Source organism: Stenotrophomonas cyclobalanopsidis (genome assembly GCF_008710035.1).
GTDB classification, from domain to species: Bacteria; Pseudomonadota; Gammaproteobacteria; order Xanthomonadales; family Xanthomonadaceae; genus Stenotrophomonas; species Stenotrophomonas cyclobalanopsidis.
In genome coordinates, this window is the sequence record NZ_VYKI01000034.1 from 14604 (window position 1) to 38730 (window position 24127).

Genomic DNA, 24127 nt, shown 5'->3' on the forward strand with positions numbered 1-24127 from the left:
TTCTCGAACCTGCAGGACCGTTCAATGCAGCTGTCTTCCGTACGTGCCGTGATCACCGGCGGCGTTTCCGGCCTCGGCCTGGCCGTGGCCCAGCACCTGGTCGCCAACGGCGGCAAGGTGGCCCTGTTCGATCTCAACGACGACAAGGGCGCGGCCGCCGTGGCCGAGCTGGGCGCCGACTCGGTCCACTACTTCAACGTCAACGTCAGCGATGAGGCGGCCGTGGCCGCGGCCATCGACCAGGCCCACGACTTCCTCGGCGGCCTGAACGTGGCGATGAACTGCGCCGGCATCCTCGGCGCCGGCCGCGTGCTGGGCAAAGAGGGTCCGATGCCGCTGGCCGGCTTCCAGGGCACGGTGATGGTCAACTTGGTGGGCAGCTTCAACGTGGCCAAGGCCGCGGCCAACCGCATGCAGCACAACGAGGCCGGCGACGACGGCGAGCGCGGCGTGATCATCAATACCGCCAGCATCGCCGCCTACGAAGGCCAGATCGGCCAGGCCGCCTATGCCGCCAGCAAGGGCGGCGTGGTCTCGATGACCCTGCCGATGGCCCGCGAGCTCTCGCGTTTCGGCATCCGCGTCAATACCATCGCCCCTGGCGTGTTCTGGACGCCGATGGTGGACGGCATGCCCGAGGCCGTGCAGCAGTCGCTGGCCGCCTCCATCCCGTTCCCGCCGCGCCTGGGCAAACCGGATGACTTCGCCAGCCTGGTCGGCTTCATCCTCGGCAACACCTATCTCAACGGCGAGACCATCCGCCTGGACGGCGCTACCCGCCTCGCTCCGAAGTGATTCCCCCGGGCGCCGGGACGGCGCCCACCCCCAACGACCAACAACATCATGAAAGCCAACGACATCAAGAAGGGCAACGTCGTCGAGTACAACAACGGCGTTTACCAGATCCGCGACATCGAGCGCAGCTCGCCGCAGGGCCGCGGCGGCAACGTCCGCTTCCGCTTCATCATGTACAGCGTGCCGGGCGGCAACAAGCTCGATGCCAGCTTCGATGCCGACGACAACCTGGTCGAAGTCGAACTGCTGCGCCGCCAGTCCACCTACTCGTACAAGGACGGCGATGCGTTCGTGTTCCTCGATGACGAGGACTACACCCCCTACACCCTCGACGCCGACGTGATCGGTGACGACGCCGGCTACATCACCGACGGCCTGACCGGCATCTACGTGCAGGTCATCGACGAGCAGCCGGTGGCGATCCAGCTGCCCGCCTCGGTCGTGCTGGAAGTGATCGAGACCCCGCCGGAACTGAAGGGCGGCACCGCCACCAAGCGCCCGAAGCCGGCCAAGCTCAACACCGGCATCGAAATCATGGTGCCGGAGTACATCGCCAACGGTGAACGCGTGCTGGTGAACACCGCCACCGGCGAATTCGCCGGCCGTGCGGACTAAGCACCCCGCGCCGGGCATGGCCCGGCGCTACCGCCGTCTGTAGAGCCGAGCCCATGCTCGGCTCCACAGAACTGCGCTTATTTGGCGCCGAAGTTTCCGCAGCCATGGTACTGGTGCGCGCCGATGGTCAACATCGCCTTGGCCTCGAATGATTCGCCGCTCATGCCGTCCTGGCAGGTGGTGCGCTGGAAGCTCAGCTTGATGGGCGTGCCATCGGCGGCCTTGCCGGCCCAGCCATCGGCGCCCGCGGTGGGTGCGGCAACCTGGAAACGGCGCTCGCCATAGTCCACCTCGACCTGCAGGCCTGGCGCCTCGCCATCAACCACCGCCAGCCAGCCGGGTTCGTTGCCACTGGCACGGAACGCCGCAGTGCCTGCGCTGCCGTTGCCTTCGGTCTCGCTTGCGGCGGCACTGTTCGCCGCCGGCTCAGGCACAGGCGCTGGCAGGTCGGCGCTTGCCGCTGCGGCGGGCGCTGGTGCCGGCTGGCACGCGGTGAGGATGATGCCCAGGGAGGCAGCCAACAGGCTGAGAGCTGTACGCATCGCTCGACTCCTTGTCGATACTGCTGAGGACACCTGACCGTACCACCTTGGCAACGGCAGGGCCTGAAAGCCGCCTGACCGCAGCCCCGCGCGCGCGACGATCAGCGAACGGCCACGCCCGCTGCCTGCTCCCGCAGTCGATGCCCGAGGGCGGCCAGGTTGGCATCGATGTCATCCAGCTCCTGCCGTTGTCCGGCAGGCAGTTCTGCCCGCAGCTGCTGGCGCAGCGACTGCCAGGCGGGTACGGCCGCGGCACTGGCAGCGGACACGGCCCCGGCAACCACGGCCTGTTCCTCGGCCAGCGGCAATCCGTAACCGGCTTCGGCCAGCAGCCGGCCTGGCCGCAGCCACTGCCCGCTTTGTTCCAGCAGGCCACGCAGCTGGGTGGTTGCCGGGCCATCCGGCGCCGCCAGCAGGCGACGCTTCAAGGTATCGCGCGCGCGCAGCTCGGCACGGCGCTGCGCGGCCTGCTCCAGCAGCAGCAATCCGGCACTGGCGCGCACATCCCCCTGCTGCAGCCACGGCGCGCGCTGCCGCGCGGGCAGCTTCAGCCAGCCGCGCACGTCTGCGGCCGGCAAAGCGATCTGTGCCGCCGCGACCGCAAACAGCTGCTGATAATGATCGCGAGCCGATGCGAAGTAGTAGCCCTGCGCCTGCGCACGGGCAGGATCATCCAGCACCTGCACATCCAGCACCTCCAGCCGCGCCAGACGGCGGCGCAGGCCACGCGGGCTCAGCTGGGCCAGGCCGGCCTCACCCAGACGCGGCACGCCGGCCTGCAGCAGCTTGGCCGTTTCCACCGCACAGTTGTTGCTGACGAAGTAATAGCGCCCGTCATAGCTCCAGTGCACCTGCGCGGTCCGCTCGAGCAGGCTGGCGATCTCGCTGCGGTCGAGCTTCAACGGCAACGACTGCAGGCCGCGCAGCTCGACCTTGGTGTACTCGTCCACCACCTGCTGCAGCGACAGCACGAACAGGCGCGAGGGGTAGCCCCCCGTCAGCCCACGCCAGTTGGAAATCTGCACGTCACCGACGAATGCGCGGAAGGACAGGACGCGGTGGTACTGCAGATCCAGCCGGCAGTCGGGCCCCGGCAAGCGGCCCGGGCGGCAGATCACCAGCCGCAGCATGCTGTGGCCCCAGCGGCTCATCGGCTGCGCACTACCCTCGGCGAACAGGTAGTCCACGGCATAGACGCGCGACGGGTCCAGCTGCAGCAGCGACGCGGCGCCCTCCTCCGCGTCGGCCTGGAGCAGCGGCACGGTACGCTCGCACTGCGGCGTCGGCAGCGACGGCGGCGTCCCGAAATGCTGCTGGTACCACTGCGCCACGGCCGGCCGGCGACAGGCGAATTCGACATCGAGGACGAAGCGCTCGGCGTTCACCGCCAGGTACTCGGCGGGGTCCTGCAGTTCGTAGGGATCCGGGCTGCGGTCGCTGAAATGATTGGCGCCACGCCCGAGGTGCCACGGCCTGCGCTGCCAGCCGGCCAGGTCGCGCCAGCGCGCGCTGCGCGACCAGTTCGCGCCGCTGCGGTCGGCAACGTGGGTCAGCTCATGGATCAGCGCGCTGCGGCGCGCACGGCGCGCACCGGCCTGGCTGTCATCCAGCAGGTCCAGGCGCAGGGCGATGCGCCCGGCGAATGCGCGGCCGTGTACCTGTGCCGGCAGATCATCGCGCCAGGACACCTGCACCTGCGCGGGCAACGCGCGCAGCAGGCCCTCAGGCAGCAGCGCCTGCACGTCATCCAGCGTGTGCCGGGCGAGCTGCTGTTGCGGCTCGCTCAGTCCGGCCGGATCGAGCTGCAGGCGATCGGCGGCGTGCGCAGCATGCACGATCAGCAGTAGCGCCACGCCATGCGTGGCTGCCGCGATCGACCGCCTGCGACCGGCGCGTTTCTGAAGCGCCGAGCCATGCTCGGCTGCCGTTGCCGTTCGTCCGCGTTGCAGGTCCAGCCGAGCATGGCTCGGCTCTACAGGGAGCGACGCCGGGCCTGGCACGCGATGTGGATCAGCGCGCCAGCAGCGCGCGGGCCAGCTGCAGGTCGCTCTGCTGCTGGGCAGTGGCATCCTGCTCGCGCAGGTGCACCAGCGCCGCCTGCAGGCGTGCGCCGCGGATCTGGCCATCGCTGGCAACAAAGACCGCCGCATCATCGCGCGCGGCCAGCACGACCTTGTCATCACCCGAGCTGCTGCCCGAAGAACCGGACGAGGCACCGGTGGCCGAACCCGCCGAGGTGCCAGCAAAGCTGGAAGCGAAGCCGGCCAGCGGCAGGGACAGCAGGGCGAGCAGCAGAAGCGGACGGGTCATCGTGGTCAGGCCATCAGTGGGTTTGCGTGGAGCGTAATGGTTGCGTGAAGTCTTTGCCTACATTAGCCATCGAACAGCTTGCCTGGATTCAGCCGCGCTTCGGGATCGAAGGCGCGTTTGACCGCCTTCATCAGCGCAATTTCCGCCGGGCCTCGCGTGCTGTCCAGGTAGCCCTTCTTGACCAGGCCGATGCCGTGCTCGGCGGAAATACTGCCATCGAAGCGGGCCAGCACCTGCGCCAGCAGCTTGGTGACGTGCTCGCACTGCGTTACGAAATCGGCGTCGCTGGTGTCATCGGGCTTGAGGACGTTGATGTGCAGGTTGCCGTCACCGATGTGGCCGAACCAGACCACGTCGAAATGCGGATACGCCTCGCCGATCAGCGCCTGGGTCTCAGCCAGGAACGCCGGCATCGCCGAGATCCGCACCGAGACGTCATTCTTGTACGGCTTGTAGCGGGCCACCGCCTCGGTGATGCCCTCGCGCAGGCGCCACAGCTGGGCCGCCTGGGCGTCGCTGGCGCTGATCACGCCATCGCTGACCCAGCCATTGCCCATGCAGTCCTCGAAAGCCGCCATGGCCGCCGCTTCCTGCGCCTCGTCATTGGCGGCGAACTCGGTGACCACGTAATACGGGTGCACCTCGTCGAACGGCGCCTGCGCACCGTGCGCCAGCACGTGTTTGAGTGCGCGCTCGGTGAAGAACTCGAAGGCCTGCAGCTGCAGGCGTGCACGGAACGCGGCAAACACCTGCATCAGCACGTCGAAGCTCGGTACCGCCAGCAGCATCACATTGCTGGCCGGCGGCGGGTCGGTCAGCTTCACCGTGGCTTCGACGATCACGCCCAGCGTGCCCTCGGAGCCGATCATCAGCTGGCGGAAGTCGTAGCCGCTGGAGTTCTTGATCAGGCCCTTGTTGAGTTCCAGCAGCTCACCGCTGGCGGTGACCACCTTCAGCCCGGCGATCCATTCGCGGGTATTGCCATAGCGGATCACGCGGATGCCGCCGGCATTGGTGGCGATGTTGCCGCCGATCGAGCACGAGCCGCGCGCGGCGAAATCCACCGGATAGATCAGGCCGTGCTCCAGCGCGGCGTTGTGCAGTGCCTCCAGCGGCATGCCCGCCTGCACCACCAGGGTGCGGTCGACGGCGTCGTAGGACAGCGCCTTGTTCATCCGTTCGAGGCTGAGCACCAGCTCGCCATTGGCCGCCACCGCGCCCCCGGACAGACCGGTGCGGCCGCCCGAGGGCACGACCGCGATGCCCTCGGCCGCGCTCCAGCGCATCACCGCCTGCACGTCCTCCACCGTTGCCGGCAGAGCAATCGCCAATGGCGCCGGCGTCCAGCGCCGGGTCCAGTCGCGACCGTAATGCTCCAGGTCGGCAGGGTCGGTCTTCAGCTTCAGGCCGGGACAGGCCTGCTGCAGCGAGGCGATGCGGGAATCGGTCATGACAGTCCAGCGCGGTGCGTGAAGAACGGGCAAGCGTGCCAGCGGCGCGGGCCAGCGTCCAGCCCCGGCAATCGCCAGTAGATGGCTACGGATGCAACTATTTCCGCACTGCACCATGGCCCCGGCGATCTGGCATAGTGGTCAGCCCCTGTCCCACTGGCCGTGCCGCACCATGTCGCCGAAGAAGACCTCGTTCCCCAAGCAGGATATCCGCGTGCTGTTGCTGGAGGGGGTCAGCCAGACCGCCGTGGAGGTGTTCACCTCCGCCGGCTACAGCCAGATCGAAGCGCACAGCAAGGCGCTGCCGGAAGACGAACTGAAGGCGCGCATCGCCGAGGCGCACATCGTCGGCATCCGCTCGCGCACCCAGCTCAGCGCCGACGTGCTGGCCGAGGCCAAGCGCCTGATCGCGGTGGGCTGCTTCTGCATCGGCACCAACCAGGTCGACCTGGACGCGGCTGAGCTGGCCGGCATCCCGGTGTTCAACGCCCCCTATTCCAATACCCGCAGCGTGGCCGAGCTGGTCATCGCCGAAGCGATCATGCTGACCCGCGGCATTCCGCAGAAGAATGCAGAGTGCCATCGTGGCGGCTGGTCGAAGTCGGCCAGCGGCAGCCATGAAGTGCGCGGCAAGACCCTGGGCATCATCGGCTACGGCCATATCGGCACCCAGGTGGGCGTGCTGGCCGAGTCGTTGGGCATGCAGGTGATCTTCCACGACGTGGAAACCAAGCTGTCGCTGGGCAATGCCCGTGCTGCGGCCAGCCTGGACGACCTGCTGTCGCGCGCCGACATCGTCACCCTGCATGTGCCGGAAACTCCGTCCACGCAGTGGATGATCGGTGCCACCGAGCTGGCGAAGATGCGCCCCGGCGCGCACGTGATCAACGCCGCGCGCGGCACCGTGGTCGATATCGACGCGCTGGACGCCGCCCTGGCCAGTGGCCATATCGGCGGCGCCGCGCTGGACGTGTTCCCGGTCGAGCCGAAGGGCAACGGCGATGTCTTCGAATCGCCGCTGACCCGCCACGACAACGTGATCCTGACCCCGCACGTGGGCGGCAGCACGCTGGAAGCACAGGACAACATCGGCATCGAGGTCGCGGCCAAGCTGGTGCGCTACAGCGACAACGGCAGCACCCTGTCAGCGGTCAACTTCCCGGAAGTGACCCTGCCCGAGCACGCCGACAGCCTGCGCCTGCTGCACATCCACCAGAACGTGCCGGGCGTGCTGTCCAAGGTCAACGAGATCTTCTCGCGGCACAACGTCAACATCGACGGCCAGTTCCTGCGCACCGACCCGAAGGTGGGCTACGTGGTGATCGACATCACCGCCAGCGAGGAACAGGCCGGCGCCGTGCGTGACGAACTGGCCGCGATCCCGGGCACCCTGCGCACCCGCATTCTGTATTGACGCGCTTCCGCCCTGCGCATGTAGAGCCGAGCCCATGCTCGGCTGTGGTTCCGGCCAACATTGAGCCGAGCATCGGCTCGGTTCTACAGATTGCTAGCGCGCCAACCAGCGGTTGGCCATGCGCTGCATCGACTCGTCCGATGCTGGGTCTGCGGCGACCTCGGCGACCGGCCGCCAGGCCAGGTCCAGCGATTCCTCGCTCAGCACGAAGGCCTCGCCCCCCACGGCGCGGATCACGAAACGCACGTCGTAGTGCCAGTGGCCAGGTACATCCTTGCGCTCGGGAATCCAGTGCTTGTCCAGATCGAAGATGGCCGGGTCGTCCAGCACCAGGCCGGTCAGCCCGGATTCCTCTTCCCCTTCCTTCAGCGCCACCCGGGCCAGGTCGCGGTCGCCATCTGCGTGGCCGCCGAGCTGCAGCCAGCGCTGCAGCTTTCGATGGTGGGTCAGCAGCAGGCGCTGGCCATCGGCACTGACCAGCCAGCAGCTGGCGGTGAAGTGCCCGGCCAGGCGCTTGGGCTGGAAAGGATCTTCCAGATCGTCAATCAATATGCCGAATTCGGCAGCGAGGGCGTCGTGGGGCGGCTCCCGCAGGGCATAGTCCTGCAGCAGACGACGCAGGCTATCGTCAAGCGCGGCAAGGGATTCGGCGGGTTGGTTCATGAATGCGGGCAGGTCGGAAAAATACTGCCCATTATCGCCGCTCATTGTTGCGATTGCGCTTGTGCGGTGCCTTCAGCATTGGCTAAGGTACAGCGGGCCGTTCGCACGGCCTTCACCACTCCAGGTTGCCGGCAACGTATCGGCGGCCCCAATCCGATCATCAGGAAAGTTCTGCATGCTGAAAGCACTGTTGAGGGTCAAGCCGGTACAACCGGCCGGGCACGTCGATGCTGGCGAACCCATCGAAGGCAGCCTGGACGGCGAAGCCACGTTGAAACGGACCCTCACGGCGAAACACCTCATCATGCTCGGCATTGGTGCGGTGATCGGCGCAGGCATCTTCGTGCTGACCGGCCAGGCCGCAGCCAACCATGCCGGTCCAGCGGTGATGCTCTCGTTTGTCATCGCCGGCTTCGCCTGCGCGCTGGCGGGCCTGTGCTACGCCGAGTTCGCGGCGATGATGCCGGTCTCCGGCAGCGCCTACTCCTACTCCTACGCCACCCTCGGCGAAGGCATGGCCTGGTTCATCGGCTGGTGCCTGGTGCTGGAGTATCTGTTCGCCTCGGCCTCGGTCGCGGTGGGCTGGTCGGCCTACCTCATCAGCTTCGTCACCAGCACGCTGAACATGCCCTTCCCGGATGCGCTCAGCGCGGCGCCGATCGCCTGGACCGGCAGCGAGTTCGTCGCCTCCGGCAAGCTGTTCAACCTGCCGGCGGTGCTGATCATCGCGGCGGTGTCGGGCCTGCTGTATGTCGGCGTGACCCAGTCGGCCTTCGTCAACGCGATCATCGTGGCCATCAAGGTCACCGTCATCTGCCTGTTCATCGGCATCGGCGCGGCGCACATCGATCCGGGCAACTGGCACCCCTTCATCCCTGAAAATACCGGCCCGGGCGAGTTCGGCTGGAGCGGCATCTTCCGCGCCGCGACCATCGTGTTCTTCGCCTACATCGGCTTCGACGCGGTCTCCACCGCCGCCGGCGAGACCAAGGACCCGCAGCGCAACATGCCGATCGGCCTGCTCGGCTCGCTGGCTGTGTGCACCATCGTCTACATCATCGTCTGCGCGGTGCTGACCGGCATGATGCCGTACCACCTGCTGGGCACCGACAAGCCGGTGGCCACCGCGCTGGAAGGCTACCCGCAGCTGGCCTGGCTGAAGACCGCGGTCGAGATCGGCGCCATCGCCGGCCTGTCCTCGGTGATCCTGGTGATGATGATGGGCCAGACCCGCATCGCCTACACGATCTCGCGCGACGGCCTGCTGCCGAAGTTCTTCGGCAAGGTCCACGCCCGCTTCCGCACCCCGTACTGGGCCACGATCGTGGTCGGCGTGATCGCCGCAGCGCTGGCCGGCCTGGTGCCGCTGAACGTGCTGGGTGAGCTGGTCTCGATGGGCACCCTGCTGGCCTTCGCCACCGTCTGCATCGGCGTGCTGGTCCTGCGCTACAGCAAGCCGGACCTGCACCGCCCGTTCCGCGTGCCGGCCGTCTGGATCATCTGCCCGCTGGGCGCGGCCACCTGCCTGTTCCTGTTCTGGCAGGCGTTCGTCGTGCATTGGCATCTGTTCGTGGGCTGGACCGTGCTGGGCCTGCTGATCTACCTCGGCTACGGCATCCGCAACAGCAAGCTGGCCAAGTCCTCCTGATGTGCCTACGGGCCGGCCCCTGCGCCGGCCCGTCCGTTTCTCCCCGCGCGCCGGCAGCGGCGCGCTTCGAAAAGATCGACACACATGTTCAAGCAACTGTGGGCCACCAAGCACCCGCATGCCGCCCATGAAGACGCCAACGGCCTGAGCCTGCGCCGCCACCTCGGTCCGTGGGGCCTGACCGCCCTCGGCATCGGCGCGGTGATCGGCGGCGGCATCTTCGTCATCACCGGCCAGGCCGCGGCCGACCACGCCGGCCCGGCCATCATGCTGTCCTTCGTGCTGGCGGCCATCTGCTGCGCCTTCTGCGCGCTGGCCTACGCCGAGTTCGCCTCGATGGTGCCGGTGTCCGGCAGCGCCTACACCTATACCTACGCGACCTTTGGCGAGCTCTCGGCCTGGTTCATCGGCTGGATGCTGGTGCTGGAATACGGCGTGTCAGCCTCGGCGGTGGCGGTCAGCTGGACCGGCTACTTCCTCAGCCTGCTCAGTCAGTTCGACATCCATCTACCCGCATCACTGGTCAGTGCGCCATTGGACGCGCAGCTGCGCCCGACCGGCGCCATCGCCAACCTGCCCGCGGCCGGCCTGGTGCTGCTGCTGACCTGGCTGTGCTACGTCGGCATCAGCAAGTCCTCTGCGATGAACATGGCCATGGTCGTGCTGAAGACCGGCCTGATCATCCTGGTCATCGTGGTCGGCTGGAAGTATGTGGACAGCAGCAACTGGACCCCGTTCATCCCAGCCAACGAAGGCCCCGGCAAGTACGGCATGGAAGGCGTGCTGCGCGGCGCGGCGATGGTGTTCTTCGCCTACATCGGCTTCGAGGCGGTGTCGGTGGCGGCGCAGGAATCGAAGAACCCGCAGCGCGACATGCCCTTCGGCATGATGCTGTCGCTGGTGATCTGCACGGTGCTGTACATCGCCATGGCAGCGGTGATGACCGGCCTGGTGCCCTACCCGCTGCTGGGCACCGACGAGCCGGTGGTGACCGCCGTGGCCGCGCACCCGCAGCTGGGCTGGCTGCGCTGGGTGGTCGAAGTCGGCGCCCTGATCGGCCTGTCCTCGGTGGTGCTGGTGATGATCATCGGCCAGCCGCGCATCTTCATGATCATGGGCCGCGACGGCCTGCTGCCGCCGGTGTTCACCAGGATCCATCCAAAGTACCGCACCCCTCACATCAATACGGTCATCACCGGTATCGGCATCGCCCTGCTGGCCGCGCTGTTCCCGCTGGACATTCTGGGCGAGCTGACCTCGATGGGTACGCTGATCGCGTTCGCGGCGGTGTGCGCGGGCGTGCTGATCCTGCGTCGCACGCAGCCGGACCTGCCGCGTCCGTTCCGCATGCCGATGGCGTGGCTGATCTGCACGCTGGGCGTGCTGAGCTGCCTGGCGCTGCTGTCGGCGATGACGCTGCACAACTGGATGCTGATGGGTGTGTGGACGTTCGTCGGCTTCGTGATCTATTTCTGCTATGGCTTCAAGCACAGCCGTCTGCGGGGTCAGTAAGGGGTTTTCGTTTTGCAGGGCCTGCGGCCCTGCACCCGCTGGAGCCGGAGCAACGGCAAAAGCTGGGTTGAGGGGTTGGCGGGGAGGGGTGAGATTGCGGGGGACGCTGCAAGTACGTCCCTGTAAGCTCGGTCGCCGCATCCATGCGGCTCACGCCCCCGCAACCTCACCCCTCCCCGCCTTCGACACTCTTCCGGCACGTCCGGTCAATCCACGCCATGCGTGGATGAATGCGTCCGGGGAATGAATTTTCTCCGGTCGATGCGTTCCCTGTAGAGCGGAGCCATGCTCCGCTCCGAGCAAGCGCAGCGCCGCGACCCGCTTCTACCCTCCACTCTTCACTCCGTGGCTGCCGCGCACGGAACCTGTCCGTGGCCGGGCGGGTGGGTTGCGCGGCGCTTGCGAGCGCCATGGATACCGCCCAGTAGATCCACGCCATGCGTGGATGAAATCGTCCGGGGAATGAATTCTCTCCGGTCAGTGAACCCTCTGTAGAGCGGAGCCATGCTCCGCTCCGAGCAAGCGCAGCGCCGCGACCCGCTTCTGCCTTTCCTTCTTCACTCCGTGGCTGCCGCGCACGGAACCTGTCCGTGGCCGGGCGGGTGGGTTGCGCGGGGGTGCGAGCGCCATGGATGGCGCTCACCAGCCCCCAGGGGTGAGGGAGCTTTGTTTGCGAAGCACTGCTTCGCAAGCGCCCGAACGCCCAGCCGCCAGCAGCTGGGCCGGACCCCGGAACCCGCTCTCTGCGACCAACCAACCCGCCACGAGGGGCTCAGCCGTTGGCCGAATCCAGTAAAATCGACCGCATGAACGCCCCCACCTTCCCCTACGACACCGCGCGCCTGAGCGAACTGGCCCAGCTGCTGATCGACAACGTCCGCGAACTGGCCCACGCCGGCTGGACCCCGGCCACCAGCAGCAACTTCTCCCACCGCCTGGACGACCGCCACGCCGCGATCACCGTCTCGGGCAAGGACAAGGGCCGCCTGATCGAGGACGACATCATGGTGGTGGACTTCGACGGCCTGGCCGTCGGCCGCCCCCTGCGCCCGTCCGCCGAAACCCTGCTGCACACCCAGCTGTACCGCCGCTTCCCGGAGATCGGCTGCGTGCTGCACACCCACTCGCCGGTACAGACCATCGCCTCGCGCCTGTACGCGCCGCAGGGCCACATCCGCATCGAAGGCTACGAGCTGCTGAAGGCCTTCGCCGGCAACAGCACCCACGAAATGGCCATCGACGTGCCGGTGTTCGCCAACACCCAGGACATGAACGTGCTCTCGGCGCAGGTCGATGCCCTGCTCGACACCCAGCCCCTGTGGGGCTACCTGATCGACGGCCACGGCCTGTACGCCTGGGGCCGCGACATGGCCGAAGCGCGCCGCCACATGGAAGCCTTCGAGTTCCTGTTCCACTGCGAACTGGAACTGCGCAAGCTGCGCGGCTGAGCCTGCGCCGGGGTGCAGATTCCAAACCGGAATCTGGCGCCCTTCACCACCCTGTTACCCTGTCTTCCCCCCGAGACGTTCAAGCTGCCGCCATGAGCCGACTGCGCATCTACGACGACACCCGCCCTGAATCGCCGCTGCTGGATACCCAGGACGGCGCGATCATCGCCGCCGAACTGAAGAAGATCGACGTCACTTTCGAACGCTGGCAGGCCACCGCGCCGGTCGCGCCGGGCGCCAGCCAGGATGAAGTGTTTGCCGCCTACCGTGCGGACATCGACCGCCTCGTTGCCGAACACGGCTTCAAGAGCGTGGACGTGGCCTCGATCGCCCCGGACAACCCGAACCGTGCCGAGCTGCGCAGGAAGTTCCTCGACGAGCACTTCCACAAGGAAGACGAGGTGCGCTTCTTCGTCGCTGGCTCCGGGCTGTTCACCCTTCACGTGGATGACAAGGTCTATGAGATCGAGTGCGTGAAGGACGACCTGATCGCCGTGCCCGATGGCACCACGCACTGGTTCGACATGGGCGATGAGCCGAGCTTCGTGGCCATCCGCTTCTTCACCGAGCCGGACGGCTGGGTCGGTCACTTCACCGGCACCGACATCGCGCAGAAATTCCCCCGTTACGTTCCCACCCAGGCGTCCTGATCCATGCAGCCCCGCGTCATCCTGACCGACATCGAAGGCACCACCAGCAGCATCTCGTTCGTCAAGAACGTGCTGTTCCCCTATGCCCGCCAGGCCCTGCCGGCGTTTGTCGCCGAGCACGGCCAGCAGCCCGACGTCCGCCGCTGGCTGGATGCGGTGGCCAGCGAGATCGGCGGTGCCCGCCAGGACAGCCTGGTGGCCGAGACGCTGCAGGGCTGGATCGACCAGGACCGCAAGCACACCGCGCTGAAGGCCCTGCAGGGCCTGATCTGGGATGCCGGCTACCGCCGTGGCGACTACACCGCGCACTTCTACCCGGAAGTGGCGTCGGTGCTGAGGGGCTGGCATGCCTCGGGCCTGCCGCTGTACGTGTATTCCTCCGGTTCGGTGCCGGCGCAGAAGCTGTTCTTCGGCTTCAGCGATGCCGGTGACCTCAGCCCTCTGGTGTCGGGCTGGTTCGATACCGAGATCGGCGGCAAGCGCGAGGCGGACAGCTATCGCCGCATCGTGCAGGCGATCGGCGTGCCGGCCGGCGAGATCCTGTTCCTGTCGGACGTGGTGGAAGAACTGGATGCCGCCCGCGAGGCCGGGCTGCAGACCCGCCTGATCGACCGCCTGGACGACTACCCGATGCCGCGCACCGGCCAGGCCGCCAACGGCCACGACCGCGTCGAGAATTTCCAGCAGATCCAGCTGTAAGCGCGGCCCGCTGCGCTCGCCGGGCATGACTCGGCGCTACCGGGCCCCGGCTCCGGTAGAGGCCAACCCTGGTTGGCGTTCGCTGCATCCGCCAAGAGCGTGCCAACCAAGGTTGGCACCTACCAAGCAGCAGGCATACCGGGCACAGGCTTTGGTAGTTGCCAACCTTGGTTGGCAGTTCTGGGTGTGCCAACCAAGGTTGGCAACTACCAGAGCGGTACCGCCCTCAACGGTCGTTGAGGGTCTTTACCTTCAGCGCTTCGCGCAGCGTCGCCAGGTCCACCGGGCCACGTACGGCGATGTCGCGCGTCTCACCGGGCAGCAGGTCCAGCAGGTTGTCGGCCACCTGCACGTCCAACGCCCCGAAGTCGATCCATGCCGAACGCACGTAGGCAGAATTCTGCAGCCGCAGCCGGTAGTGGTCGCCGTCGATGGCCAGCACCGCCTTCAAAGCCTGCCGCGGCAGTACCTGGTCCTTGGCTTCCACGAAGCCGACCACCTGGCGTGCGCTCACCTTGCCATCCTGCAGCAGCTCGAACACCGCTACCGTGCGCTTCGGGTCCGCGCCCGCCAGCAGTTCGGCATCGGCGAAGTCGCCGACCGCGGTCACACCGGCAGCGGCCAACGTCACCGGCACCTCGCGACGGCGCAGCACCTTGCCCTCAACATCCATCACCCGCAGCCGCCAGCGTGCATCCTCGGCTTCACCGTCGTTGATCAGGCGAACTTGGGTGCGACCCTCATCACGCAGCGCCGCCAGGGTCACCGGCGCGAAGAAGCGGCGCGCGGCGAAGTGCAGCGCCTTCCAGCGCCCGAAGTAATCGACGCTGGACCACGAGGCGCCCGGCCATACATCGTTGAGCTGCCAGTACAGCGAGCCCATCGTGTACGGCCGCGACGCGCGATGATGCAGCGCCGCCAGTGCGATGCCATCAGCCTGCATCACCTGGCTGAGGTAGACGAAATCCTCGAAATCCTTCGGTGTGCCGTAGCCCAGTGCGATGTAATGCAGCAGGCGGCTGTTGCCCTCGCCCGCCATGAACTTCTGGTGCGCGCGGATCACCGGACTGTCGATGCCCTGCTCGTCGCGGCTGGCGATCTGGTCGACGGTCGCCACCGACGGCCAGGCCTGCAGGCCATATTCGGACATGAAGCGCGGGGTCTCGCGCAGGTAGGCCTGCACCGGCAGCGCCGGATTGCCCCAGACCTGCCAGTAGTGCTTGTCGCCGCGGGCTGAATCGTTGGCCTTTTCGTCCAGGTCGTTGCTGGGCGAACTGGACCAGTACGGTACGCCCAGCCCCTCCTCGCCCACCACCTGGCGCAGGTCCTTGCCGAACAGATCGAGATAACCCTGCCAGACGCGGACGGCGAACGCCGGATCGGCGGCCTTCAGGTCGCGGCCGTGGCCCCAATCCTTCCAGGCGGTCTCTTCTTCGTTGTTGCCACACCACAACACGATGCTGGGGTGATGGCGCAGCCGACGGACGTTGTCGCGCGCCTCGGCCACCACGCTGGCGCGGAACGCAGGGTCGTAGCCGGGCTGCATGCCGCCACCGAACATGAAATCCTGCCAGACCAGCAGGCCCAGCTCGTCGGCGATGTCGAAGAAGGCATCGTCCTCGTAATAGCCGCCGCCCCAGTTGCGCAGCATGTTCATGTTGGCGTCGCGCGCGGCGGTCAGCACCTGGCGCAGGCGGGCGGGATCGACACGTGCGGGGAAGGCATCGAACGGAATCACGTTCGCGCCCTTGGCGAACACCTCCACGCCGTTGATGACGAAGGCGAAGCCCTGCCCGCCCTTGTCATCCTCCTCGCGCCGCAGCTCGACGGTGCGCAGGCCGATGCGCTGCTCGCGCACCAGCTCGGCGCTACGGCCGCCATCTACGCGCGCCTGCACGGTGTAGCGGTCCTGCGCGCCGTGGCCGACCGGCCACCAGCGCCGCGGATCAGCCAGTTCAACGGGAATTTCGACAGTGTTCGCGCCCGGCTTCAGCAGCACCGTACGCTGCACGTGGGCCACGCTGCGGCCCTCGGGGTCGCGCACGTCCACACCCACCACGGCCGAACCGGCGGCATTGCCCTGCTCTACCTGGAGCATCACCGCCAGCTTCGCCTGGCGGCTGTCCAGTGCATCGGTGCGTACGGCCAGGTCAGTCAGCCGGTGCGTATCCCAGGCCTGCAGATCAACACCGCGCCAGATGCCAGCAGTGACATAGCGCGGGCCCCAGTCCCAGCCGAAGTGATAGGCCGGCTTGCGCGCGAAGTTGCCGACCATCGCATCCTTCGGCTCATCACCATAGGGCGAGGGATAGTTGCCGGCGATCCTGTGCGGCATCGCCTGTACGCCGGGCAGCAGTGTACGGATGGGCGAGCGGAACACGAGCAGCAGTTCATTGCCCGTGGCCTGCAGGCGCCCTTCCACGCGCGCGTGCCAGGTGCGGTGTGCATTGTCCGCGCGCAGCAGCGGCTTGCCGTTGAGGATGACCTCGGCGTAGGTGTCCAGCCCGTCGAAACGCAGTTCGGCATTGGGCTTGGCCAGGGTCGCCGCATCCACGTCGAAGCGCGCGCGGTACTCCCAGTCGGCAAGGCCGATCCATTGCATATCGGCTTCGGCGGCGCCCACGTAGGGATCGCGGATCAGGTCGTGGGCCAGCAGGTCGGTGTGCACGCTGCCGGGCACCGTGGCCGTGCGCCACTGCTGCAGGCCCGGATGGCTGTTGCCCTGGGCATCGCCGGGCAACAGGCGGAATTCCCATTGCGCCTGCAGTGGTGCGGCGGCGGCGGGGAACGCAACCGCCGCGATCAGCAGCAGGAGCAGACGGACAACGAGGGAAAGACGATGCACGTGATGCTCCTGGTGGTATCCGGTAGCGCCGGGCCATGCCCGGCGGACCTTCCTCAACGAACGACGTTCAACACTTCGTAGCACGCGCCCATGGTGTGGTAATCCACCTTGCCGGCCGGGCTCTTCTCGTCGCTGTACTTGCGGTTGTCGGCATCCAGGATGCGGAACCAGGCGCCGAACTGGTGGTCGACGAAGTGCTCCCACGAGTACGCCCAGATGCGCTCGTACCACTGCCAGTAGCGGTCGTCGCCGGTGCGCTTGGCCATCAGCGCGGCGGTGGCCAGCGTTTCGGCCTGCACCCAGAAGTACTTGTCGTCGTCGCAGACGAAGCTGTCGCCACCGATCGGCGCGCCGTCCATGCCCGGCTGGCGGCGCGATTCCGGCGCGAAGCCGTAATACAGGCCACCGCGTGCCTCGTCCCAGCTGCGCTCCACGGCCACATCGAACAGATGCTGCGCGGTCGGCACCAGCCAGTCCGCCTGCACGTGGCGGTCCAGGATCAGCAGCAGCTTGGCCCACTCGGTCTGGTGGCCCGGCTGGAAGCCCCATGGGCGGAACAGGTGCTTGGGATTGTCCAGGTTGTAATCCCAGTCGATCTCCCAGTTCACGTCGTAGTGTTCCCAGACCAGGCCACCGGCCTTGGCGGCCTGGCGGCGGGTCATGTTGTCGGCCAGCTGCAGCGCGCGCTCCACATAGCGCTGCTCGCCACTGGCCTCGAATGCGGCCAGCATCGCCTCGCACATGTGCATGTTGGCGTTCTGGCCGCGGTAGCCGGTGAAGTTCCACTGGCCATCGGCTTCGTCCTTGTACAGGCCGTGCTGCGCCTCCCAGAAACGCGCTTCCAGCAGCTGCCAGGTCTCGTCCATCCACGCGCGGGCCTGCTCGACGCCCGCCTTCAGCGCGCAGCTGTAGGCCAGCAGCACGAAGGCCACGCCGTAGCAGTGGTTCATGTCGTCCTCGACCTTGCCATCGCGCAGGGTCCAGGCGTAACCGCCGGTGGCCGGGTTGCGGTGCACCTCACGCAGGTAGCGCACGCCGTGCTCGACCGCCTCGCGGTATTCGGCATTGCCGAATTCGCGGTAGGCCATCGCATAGTTGAAGACGAAGCGCGTGCTGCTCACCAGATGGCGGTGGCCGGCATCGTAGATGCTGCCGTCATCACGGAAGTAGTGGAAGAAGCCGCCGTTGGGATCGATGCAGCGCGGGTGGTAGAACGCCATCGTTTCTGCGATGTGCGCGCGCAGGAAGGCGGGCGAACGGAAATCGGGCGAGGAGCTCATGCGGAAAGGTCCTGTGACTGCAGCAGCTGCTGCACTTCAGCGAGCGAGGGCATCGCGGCGAACGCGCCCTTGCGGGTTACGGCCAGCGCGCCCACCGCGGCGCCGAAGCGCAGCGTGGCGGCGATGGACTGCGGGTCCTGGCAGAACGCGGCGAAACCGGCACCTGCGCCACCGCGCTCCAGCAGGCCGACCAGCACGCCACCGACGAAGGCATCGCCGGCCGCCGTGGTATCGACCGTGGCGACGTTGAAGCTGGTGACCTGGCCCTGCTGCTCACGGGTGTACCAGTGCAGCGTGGCGGCACCGTCAGTGATGATGACCCAGCGCGCCTGCGCGGCCAGCAGCCGCTGCAGGACCACATGCTCACCCTCGGCGCCGTGCGGCGCGGCCAGGTAATCCAGTTCCTCGCGCGACAGCTTGACCAGGTCGGCGCGCTCCAGCGCCTGCCACAGCCACGGCGTCGGATCGGCGTCGGCCGGCCACAGCGCCGGGCGCAGGTTGAGGTCCAGGCTGACCACCGCACCAGCGGCGCGGGCGCGGTCCATGCCGGCGAAGGTCGCCTCGGCGATGGCCGGCTCGGTCAGGCTGTTGGAGCAGACGTGGAAGCACTGCGCGTTGTCCAGGCAGGCCGCCTGGAAATCGCTGTCACGGAACAGCAGGTCGGCTGCCGGCGGGCGGTAGAAGCTGAAGCTGCGCTCGCCCGCGGCATCCAGCGCGACGAAGGCCAGCGCGGTCTTGGCCGCGTCGGTACGCACGATGTAGTCGGTGCCGACGCCGTGCTCGACCAGGCTCTCGGCCAGGAAGTCACCGAACATGTCGCGGCCGAGCATGCCGACGAACTGGGTCTTCGCACCCAGCCGCGCGGCGGCCACAGCAACGTTGGCCGGCGCACCGCCGGCGTACTGCAGGAACGCGCGCGGGGTCTCGGCCGAGGCCGGCGGCTGCGCTAGTAGATCGATCAAAATTTCGCCGAAGCAGACGATGGCACCCATTTCCGACTCAGCCTCCCTGCGTTGCGGAAGCCGGCGTACGTGCGCCGACCAGACCGTAGAAGATGATGTAGCCGTAGCACAGCAGCGGCAGGATGAAGCTGGCCTGCACACCGATGTGGTCCGCCAGAACGCCCTGCAGGTACGGCACCACGGCGCCGCCGACGATGGCCATGATCAGCAGGCTCGAACCCTTGTTGGTCAGCGGGCCCAGGCGCTCGATGCTGAGCGCGAAGATGGTCGGGAACATGATCGAGTTGAACAGGCCGATCGCCACCACCGAGTACAGCGCGACGCTGCCGGAGGTCATCATCGTCGTTGCCAGCAGGCCCACGTTGACCAGCGCGAAGATCGCCAGCAGGCGGCTGGGCGAGAAGCGCGCCAGCAGGGCCGAGCCGGCAAAGCGGCCGATCATCGCCATCGTCCAGTAGGCCGACACGTAGTGGGTCGCCTGCTGTTCGCTGAAACCGCCGATGCTCGGCATCGACAGGTAGTTGACCAGGAAGCTGCCGATCGAGACTTCCGCACCGACGTAGAAGAAGATGCCCAGCACGCCCAGCAGCAGGTGGCGCGTGCGCAGTGCATCGAAGTAACTGTGGTGATGGCCCTGGTCGGCCTGTTCGGTCGCATCGCTCAGCGCCGGCAGGCGGAACAGGAACACGAACAGCGCCAGCAGCACCAGCGCCACCGCCAGGCCCACGTAGGGGCCCTGCACGGCCTGCGCCTCGGCGGCGCGGTAAGCCAGCTGCTCGGCGGCCGGCAGCGCGTTCAGCTCATCGGCGCTCTTGACCGTGTTGGACAGGATCAGCATGCCACCGAAGATCGGCGCGATGGCCGTACCCAGCGAGTTCAGCGCCTGGGCGAGGGTCAGGCGGCTGGAACTGGTCTGTTCCGGGCCCAGCAGCGCCACGTAAGGGTTGGCGGCGACCTGAAGCACGGTGATGCCGGTGGCCAGCACGAACAGCGCGCCGAGGAAGGCGCCATACACGCGCAGCTCGGCCGCAGGCCAGAAGCCCAGCGCGCCGATGCCGGCAATCACCAGGCCGGCCACGATGCCCTTCTTGTAACCCAGCGCCGCCACCAGGCGGCCTGCCGGCAACGACATCAGGAAGTAGGTGCCGAAGAAGGTGAACTGCACCAGCATCGCCTTGGCGTAGTTCAGTTCGAACACCGCCTTCAGGTGCGGGATCAGGATGTCATTGAGGCAGGTCAGGAAGCCCCACATGAAGAAGATGGTGGTCACCACGGCCAGTGCCTTGCCGTTGGTGACGGCCGGTGCGTTGCCGGGGGAACCCGATGGGCGGGGCGTTGCGGAGATCGGCATGCGGTTCGCGCCTCGATGCGCGGAAGGTCGTTGTTGCGTGGAAGGAGTGTGCGTTGAAAAGGGTCAGTTCGGGCGGGCGGCGCTGCTTTCGCGGATGCGCAGCTGCACCGGGGCGACGGTGCGCCGTGGCGGTGCATCCGGATCGTCCAGGCGCTGCAGCAGCAGTGCGGCCGCCTGCCGGCCGCGCTCGCGCGGGTCGGCGGTGAGGGTGGTCAGCGGCGGCACCGCCACGGAGGCTTCGGAAATGTCATCGAACCCGGTGACCGCGAAATCGCCACCGGGGCGGATGCCGCGCGAGTTCAGGCCCAGCATCAGGCCCAGCGCGACGGTGTCGTTGTAGCAGACCGCCGCGCTCGGCCGGTGCCCGTCGACGAACAGTTCGTCGGTGCGCGCGGCAGCTTCCAGGCGGTTCGGGGCCGACTCGATCATCCAGCCCGGCGGCAGCGTCAGCCCGGCCTCGGCCAGCGCCTGCTGGAAACCGGCGCGGCGCTGGTGACACGAGCTGGAATCGGCATGGCCACCGAAGAAGGCGATCTGGCGATGGCCGCGTTCGATCAGGTGGCGGGTGGCGAGGTAGGCACCGTGCTGGTTGTCCAAGGTCAGGAAGTCCCAGTCAGCTCCTTCAAGCTCACGGTTGAACAGCAGCACGTTGGCGTTGGCGCCCAGCGCCTGGCGCACCAGAGTGGCGTCGCTGCCCTCGGCCGGCGACAGGATCAGGCCGGCCGGGGTGTGCTCCATCAGCGTGGACAGCACCGCCTGCTGGCGCTCGGGCGATTCGCCGGTGCTGCCCAGCAGGGTTACGTAGCCGCGTCCGCCCAGGGCCTCGTCCACGCCAGACGCGAATTCGGCGAAGAACGGGTTGGACAGATCGTTGATGACCAGCGCGATGCTCGACGAGGTACGACGGCGCAGGTTGGCCGCCGCACGGTTGTAGACATAACGCTGGCGGCGCAGTTCGGCCTCGACCTTGGCCCGGGTATCGACATTGACCAGCGGGCTGCCGCGCAGCACCAGCGACACGGTCGCGCGCGAAACGCCGATGGCACGGGCGATGTCGGTCACCGTCACCGCCTTGCCGGAACGCTTGCTGGAACTGCCGCCGTTGTCGTTCATCGTCTTCCCGGACTCCGCTGGAGCCTCAAGCCTAATGGATCGTGACCGCATCGTGCCGTGCCGTTCGCTGGGTTGCCTCGAACGGCACAGCACACATCATCGCAGCTGGCTGTCTGGTGCAGCGCACCAGGAGACCGGCAGATCGGCCACCGCGGTGCCCCAGCCCTGGGTCGGCGCCTTGCCATCCAGGGCGAAACGCAGGCGCGGGCCCTGCTGCAGGCGGCTCCAGTCCAGCCACACCGGTGCATGCGCCTGGCCATCGACCTGCACGCCCTGCACGTACTGCAGGCGGCGGCCGTCGGCGCCCGGCGCGTCGATGCGCAGGGTGCGGCCATTGCCCATGTCCACTTCCACCTTGGCAAAGCGCGGGGTGTGCAGCAGGAACTCGCCGCTGCCCGGCACCGCCGGATACATGCCGATGGCGCTGAACAGGTACCAGGCCGACATCGTGCCCAGGTCGTCGTTGCCGGTCACGCCGTTGGGCGCGTTGGTGAACAGCTGCTGCGCGGCACGCAGCACGTTGGCGGTCTTCCACGGCTGGCCGATCAGGGTGTACAGCCAGGGCGAATGCAGGTCCGGCTCGTTGTTGGGGTTGTAGCGGAACTGGTTGTAGTAGCTGTACGGCCCCACCACCCACTCCTTGCGGGCGGCATTGAGTGGATCGGCCTCCAGCGCATCCATCGCGAAGAAGGCATCGAGACGGCGGCCGGCCTGTTCGCGGCCATCCATCGCTTCCACCAGGCCCGGCACATCCTGCTGCGCCAGCCACTGGTACTGCCACGCGGTGCCTTCATGGAACCCATGGTGCGAGCGCGGGCTGTAGTGCCCGTCGGCCGGGGTGTACCACTGGCCGTCCTCGGTGCGCGGGCGCGGGAAGCCGGTGAAGCCGGTCTCGGCGTCACGCACCTGCGGGTCCCACACCTTGCGCCAGTTGCGGCCGCGTTCGCGCAGCGTGGCCGCATCCTGGGCGTGGCCCAGGCCATCGGCCATCTGCGAGAGCGCGCAGTCGGCCACCGCATATTCCAGCGTGGCCGAACCGCCGTGATGCGGGTCGACATCCATGCCCTTGGACGGGAAGGCGCGGTCGTAGACCACGTAGCCCTTGTCCAGGTAGGTCGGGTTGCCCGAGCGGCCAGCCATGCGCGAGTTCAGCGGCGGCGTACCGAAGGCATTGCGGCGCAGCGCATCCCAGGCCTGCGATTCACGGCCCTTGAGCGCGCCGAAGCGCCACAGGTCGACCATGAAGGGCGTGACCGGATCGCCGGTCATGATGTTGGTTTCGAAGTTGGCATAACCCCAGCGCGGCAGCCAGCCGCCCTGCTCGTCGATGGCCAGCAGGGTGCGGCCGATGTCGCGGGCCACGTCCGGGCGGGTCAGCGCCAGCCACTGGTTCTGCGCGCGGTAGGTATCCCACAGCGAGAAATACTCGTAGTAGGTCCAGCCATCGGCGCGGTGGATGCCATCGTCGTAGCCGCGGTAGCGGCCGTCGGCATCGCTGCCGGTGAGCGGCTGCAGCAGCGCGTGGTACATCGCGCTGTAGAAGACGGTGCGGTCATCGCCGCTGCCACCCTGCACGCGCACCCGCGCGAGCTGCTCGCGCCAGGCCTGCTGGGACAGCGAACGCATCCTGTCGAAACCGATCAGCGATCCCCCCTGCATGCCCTCGGCGCGCAGGTTGGTGCGCGCACCTTCGGCATCCACGTGCGAGATCGCGCTCACCGCGGTGACCGACTGGCCCTTGGCCAGATCGAAGGTCAACCAGGCACCGTTCGGCTTCTGCTCGCCTTCCATGCTGTGGCGCGCATTGGGCAGGCCACCGGTCTCGCCCCAGGTGCCATGCGCCTTGAACGGACGGTCGAATTCAACCCGGAACCAGGTGGTGTACTGGTGGCCGCCGCAGAAGCTCTTGGTGACCAGCTTGCCTTCGACCACGCGGTCGCCGACCACGTCGACCACGCTGCCGATGACCGAATGGCGCTCGTTGGCCTGGCCGACATTGATCATCACGTGGCCGTCGCCACTGCGCTGGCTGAAGGTATAGCGCTCGGCCGCGGCACGCGTGCGCGCGGTGGCTTCGGCGTCGATGCCGCCGTAGCTGGTCAGGCGCACCTTGTAGTAGCCGGCCTGGCCGACCTCGCCGTCATGCGTGTAGGTGGAGGCGTAGGCCTTGTGGTCGAACTGCTTGGCGTTGCCGGTATCGAAATCGCCGCCCGGACCGATGCTGCCGGTGACCGGCAGGATCGAGACCTGCCCGCCCTGCTCCCAGCAGCCGGCGCCGGACAGGAACGAATGGCCGAAGCCGCGGATCTTCTCGTCGTCGTAGCGCCAGCCCGAATAGTGGCTGCCGATCGGGCTGACCTGGATGAGGCCGAACGGTGCCGAGGCACCCGGGAAGGTGTTGCCATCATCCTTGCTGCCGATGAAGGTGTTGACCTCGCGCTCCAGCGCGGCCGGTGCGGCCTGCAGCCAGGGCGTGACGGCCAATGCCAACAGGCAGGCGACGCGGGCCAGCGGGCGGTGGGAGAGGGCCGGCGAGCGGCGGGCAGACAGACGGCGGGACAACCTGGTCACGGACAGGACTCCTTGGCGGCAGGGCGGCAGCGAAGCGCCGGCCGCGGCGGCCGAACGCTCGTTTCCATCGGTACAAATCCGCACCCCGGCGGATTTAGATCGATTGAAGTAAAGCAGGGAGCGCTCATCCATGCATTCTGCGCCGCAGCAAAAGAGGGGGTTTCTCTTTGCAGGGCTTGAAGCCCTGCACCTGCTTCAAGCCGAAGCCGAAGCCAAAGCAAGAGCAGAAGCCGGCTATCCGTGGGATGGCGGGGTGGG

General features: G+C 67.5%; 19 protein-coding genes. 8 read left to right on the forward strand and 11 right to left on the reverse strand.

Annotation, left to right across the window (positions count from 1 at the left end; all coding sequences use genetic code 11):
• Positions 1 to 24 precede the first annotated feature (24 nt).
• Together FJU31_RS17450 and yeiP are read left to right on the forward strand one after the other, a co-directional pair.
• A complete protein-coding gene (locus FJU31_RS17450) occupies positions 25 to 795 on the forward strand; it encodes an SDR family NAD(P)-dependent oxidoreductase (protein WP_150455863.1) in 771 nt (256 codons plus the stop codon).
• 48 nt (positions 796 to 843) lie between these two features.
• Positions 844 to 1410: an elongation factor P-like protein YeiP gene (yeiP, locus tag FJU31_RS17455; protein WP_079221730.1), complete on the forward strand. Its 567-nt coding sequence runs from the start codon at positions 844 to 846 to the stop codon at positions 1408 to 1410.
• Positions 1411 to 1487: 77 nt separating this feature from the next.
• Here yeiP and FJU31_RS17460 read toward each other — a convergent pair whose 3' ends face one another.
• The 4 genes from FJU31_RS17460 to FJU31_RS17475 all read right to left on the reverse strand — a co-directional run bounded on the left by FJU31_RS17460 (position 1488) and on the right by FJU31_RS17475 (position 5713).
• On the reverse strand, positions 1488 to 1952 hold the full coding sequence (locus tag FJU31_RS17460; RefSeq protein ID WP_150455864.1) for a hypothetical protein: 465 nt from the start codon (positions 1950 to 1952) through the stop codon (positions 1488 to 1490).
• Between the two features lie 101 nt (positions 1953 to 2053).
• Complete coding sequence (locus FJU31_RS17465) at positions 2054 to 3805, reverse strand: DUF7844 domain-containing protein (RefSeq protein ID WP_150455865.1); 1752 nt, start codon at positions 3803 to 3805, stop codon at positions 2054 to 2056.
• Positions 3806 to 3962: 157 nt separating this feature from the next.
• Entirely contained in the window at positions 3963 to 4262 is a 300-nt protein-coding gene (locus FJU31_RS17470) for a DUF2388 domain-containing protein (RefSeq protein WP_150455866.1), read from the reverse strand.
• 62 nt (positions 4263 to 4324) lie between these two features.
• A complete protein-coding gene (locus tag FJU31_RS17475; RefSeq protein WP_150455867.1) occupies positions 4325 to 5713 on the reverse strand; it encodes an FAD-binding oxidoreductase in 1389 nt (462 codons plus the stop codon).
• Between the two features lie 172 nt (positions 5714 to 5885).
• Here FJU31_RS17475 and serA point away from each other — a divergent pair, with 172 nt between their 5' ends.
• A complete protein-coding gene (gene serA, locus FJU31_RS17480; RefSeq protein ID WP_150455868.1) occupies positions 5886 to 7127 on the forward strand; it encodes a phosphoglycerate dehydrogenase in 1242 nt (413 codons plus the stop codon).
• A 93-nt stretch (positions 7128 to 7220) separates the two neighbouring features.
• On the opposite strand, the gene FJU31_RS17485 is transcribed toward serA, so the two are convergent.
• Complete coding sequence (locus FJU31_RS17485) at positions 7221 to 7835, reverse strand: NUDIX hydrolase (protein ID WP_150455869.1); 615 nt, start codon at positions 7833 to 7835, stop codon at positions 7221 to 7223.
• Positions 7836 to 7965: 130 nt separating this feature from the next.
• Between FJU31_RS17485 and FJU31_RS17490 the strand changes: the two genes are divergently transcribed.
• From FJU31_RS17490 to mtnC, 5 genes are all read left to right on the forward strand, one after another.
• Complete coding sequence (locus tag FJU31_RS17490; protein ID WP_108768722.1) at positions 7966 to 9438, forward strand: amino acid permease; 1473 nt, start codon at positions 7966 to 7968, stop codon at positions 9436 to 9438.
• Between the two features lie 84 nt (positions 9439 to 9522).
• On the forward strand, positions 9523 to 10950 hold the full coding sequence (locus tag FJU31_RS17495) for an amino acid permease (protein WP_150455870.1): 1428 nt from the start codon (positions 9523 to 9525) through the stop codon (positions 10948 to 10950).
• A gap of 806 nt (positions 10951 to 11756) precedes the next feature.
• Complete coding sequence (locus tag FJU31_RS17505; RefSeq protein WP_108770673.1) at positions 11757 to 12398, forward strand: methylthioribulose 1-phosphate dehydratase; 642 nt, start codon at positions 11757 to 11759, stop codon at positions 12396 to 12398.
• Between the two features lie 92 nt (positions 12399 to 12490).
• A complete protein-coding gene (locus FJU31_RS17510) occupies positions 12491 to 13048 on the forward strand; it encodes a 1,2-dihydroxy-3-keto-5-methylthiopentene dioxygenase (protein ID WP_150455872.1) in 558 nt (185 codons plus the stop codon).
• A gap of 3 nt (positions 13049 to 13051) precedes the next feature.
• Complete coding sequence (gene mtnC, locus FJU31_RS17515; RefSeq protein ID WP_150455873.1) at positions 13052 to 13747, forward strand: acireductone synthase; 696 nt, start codon at positions 13052 to 13054, stop codon at positions 13745 to 13747.
• A gap of 226 nt (positions 13748 to 13973) precedes the next feature.
• Here the strand turns inward: mtnC and FJU31_RS17520 are convergent, their stop codons facing one another.
• The 6 genes from FJU31_RS17520 to FJU31_RS17545 form a co-directional block, all read right to left on the reverse strand.
• Positions 13974 to 16592 carry a beta-mannosidase gene (locus FJU31_RS17520; protein WP_150455874.1) on the reverse strand — a complete coding sequence of 873 codons (2619 nt, stop codon included), beginning with the start codon at positions 16590 to 16592 and terminating at the stop codon, positions 13974 to 13976.
• A 53-nt stretch (positions 16593 to 16645) separates the two neighbouring features.
• A complete protein-coding gene (locus FJU31_RS17525) occupies positions 16646 to 17872 on the reverse strand; it encodes an AGE family epimerase/isomerase (protein WP_150455875.1) in 1227 nt (408 codons plus the stop codon).
• The gene (locus FJU31_RS17530; protein WP_150455876.1) at positions 17869 to 18864 is read right to left on the reverse strand and encodes a carbohydrate kinase family protein; all 996 of its coding nucleotides are present in this window, start codon (positions 18862 to 18864) and stop codon (positions 17869 to 17871) included. Before FJU31_RS17530 ends, FJU31_RS17525 begins: the two co-directional genes overlap by 4 nt.
• 7 nt (positions 18865 to 18871) lie before the next feature.
• The gene (gene fucP, locus FJU31_RS17535) at positions 18872 to 20185 is read right to left on the reverse strand and encodes an L-fucose:H+ symporter permease (RefSeq protein ID WP_150455877.1); all 1314 of its coding nucleotides are present in this window, start codon (positions 20183 to 20185) and stop codon (positions 18872 to 18874) included.
• Positions 20186 to 20248: 63 nt separating this feature from the next.
• The gene (locus FJU31_RS17540; protein WP_150455878.1) at positions 20249 to 21298 is read right to left on the reverse strand and encodes a LacI family DNA-binding transcriptional regulator; all 1050 of its coding nucleotides are present in this window, start codon (positions 21296 to 21298) and stop codon (positions 20249 to 20251) included.
• 96 nt (positions 21299 to 21394) lie between these two features.
• Positions 21395 to 23869, reverse strand: a complete 2475-nt coding sequence (locus tag FJU31_RS17545) for a GH92 family glycosyl hydrolase (RefSeq protein ID WP_425473730.1) — start codon at positions 23867 to 23869, stop codon at positions 21395 to 21397.
• Positions 23870 to 24127 lie beyond the last annotated feature (258 nt).

Excerpts from the sequence above, each read along its gene's own strand:
- FJU31_RS17490 (WP_108768722.1), top strand. The coding sequence starts at position 7,966 with ATGCTGAAAGCACTGTTGAGGGTCAAGCCGGTACAACCGGCCGGGCAC.
- serA (WP_150455868.1), top strand. The coding sequence starts at position 5,886 with ATGTCGCCGAAGAAGACCTCGTTCCCCAAGCAGGATATCCGCGTGCTG.
- FJU31_RS17460 (WP_150455864.1), bottom strand. The coding sequence starts at position 1,952 with ATGCGTACAGCTCTCAGCCTGTTGGCTGCCTCCCTGGGCATCATCCTC.
- FJU31_RS17540 (WP_150455878.1), bottom strand. The coding sequence starts at position 21,298 with ATGAACGACAACGGCGGCAGTTCCAGCAAGCGTTCCGGCAAGGCGGTG.
- FJU31_RS17510 (WP_150455872.1), top strand. The coding sequence starts at position 12,491 with ATGAGCCGACTGCGCATCTACGACGACACCCGCCCTGAATCGCCGCTG.
- FJU31_RS17495 (WP_150455870.1), top strand. The coding sequence starts at position 9,523 with ATGTTCAAGCAACTGTGGGCCACCAAGCACCCGCATGCCGCCCATGAA.
- FJU31_RS17530 (WP_150455876.1), bottom strand. The coding sequence starts at position 18,864 with ATGGGTGCCATCGTCTGCTTCGGCGAAATTTTGATCGATCTACTAGCG.
- mtnC (WP_150455873.1), top strand. The coding sequence starts at position 13,052 with ATGCAGCCCCGCGTCATCCTGACCGACATCGAAGGCACCACCAGCAGC.
- FJU31_RS17525 (WP_150455875.1), bottom strand. The coding sequence starts at position 17,872 with ATGAGCTCCTCGCCCGATTTCCGTTCGCCCGCCTTCCTGCGCGCGCAC.
- fucP (WP_150455877.1), bottom strand. The coding sequence starts at position 20,185 with ATGCCGATCTCCGCAACGCCCCGCCCATCGGGTTCCCCCGGCAACGCA.
- FJU31_RS17450 (WP_150455863.1), top strand. The coding sequence starts at position 25 with ATGCAGCTGTCTTCCGTACGTGCCGTGATCACCGGCGGCGTTTCCGGC.
- FJU31_RS17475 (WP_150455867.1), bottom strand. The coding sequence starts at position 5,713 with ATGACCGATTCCCGCATCGCCTCGCTGCAGCAGGCCTGTCCCGGCCTG.
- FJU31_RS17485 (WP_150455869.1), bottom strand. The coding sequence starts at position 7,835 with ATGAGCGGCGATAATGGGCAGTATTTTTCCGACCTGCCCGCATTCATG.
- FJU31_RS17505 (WP_108770673.1), top strand. The coding sequence starts at position 11,757 with ATGAACGCCCCCACCTTCCCCTACGACACCGCGCGCCTGAGCGAACTG.
- FJU31_RS17470 (WP_150455866.1), bottom strand. The coding sequence starts at position 4,262 with ATGACCCGTCCGCTTCTGCTGCTCGCCCTGCTGTCCCTGCCGCTGGCC.
- yeiP (WP_079221730.1), top strand. The coding sequence starts at position 844 with ATGAAAGCCAACGACATCAAGAAGGGCAACGTCGTCGAGTACAACAAC.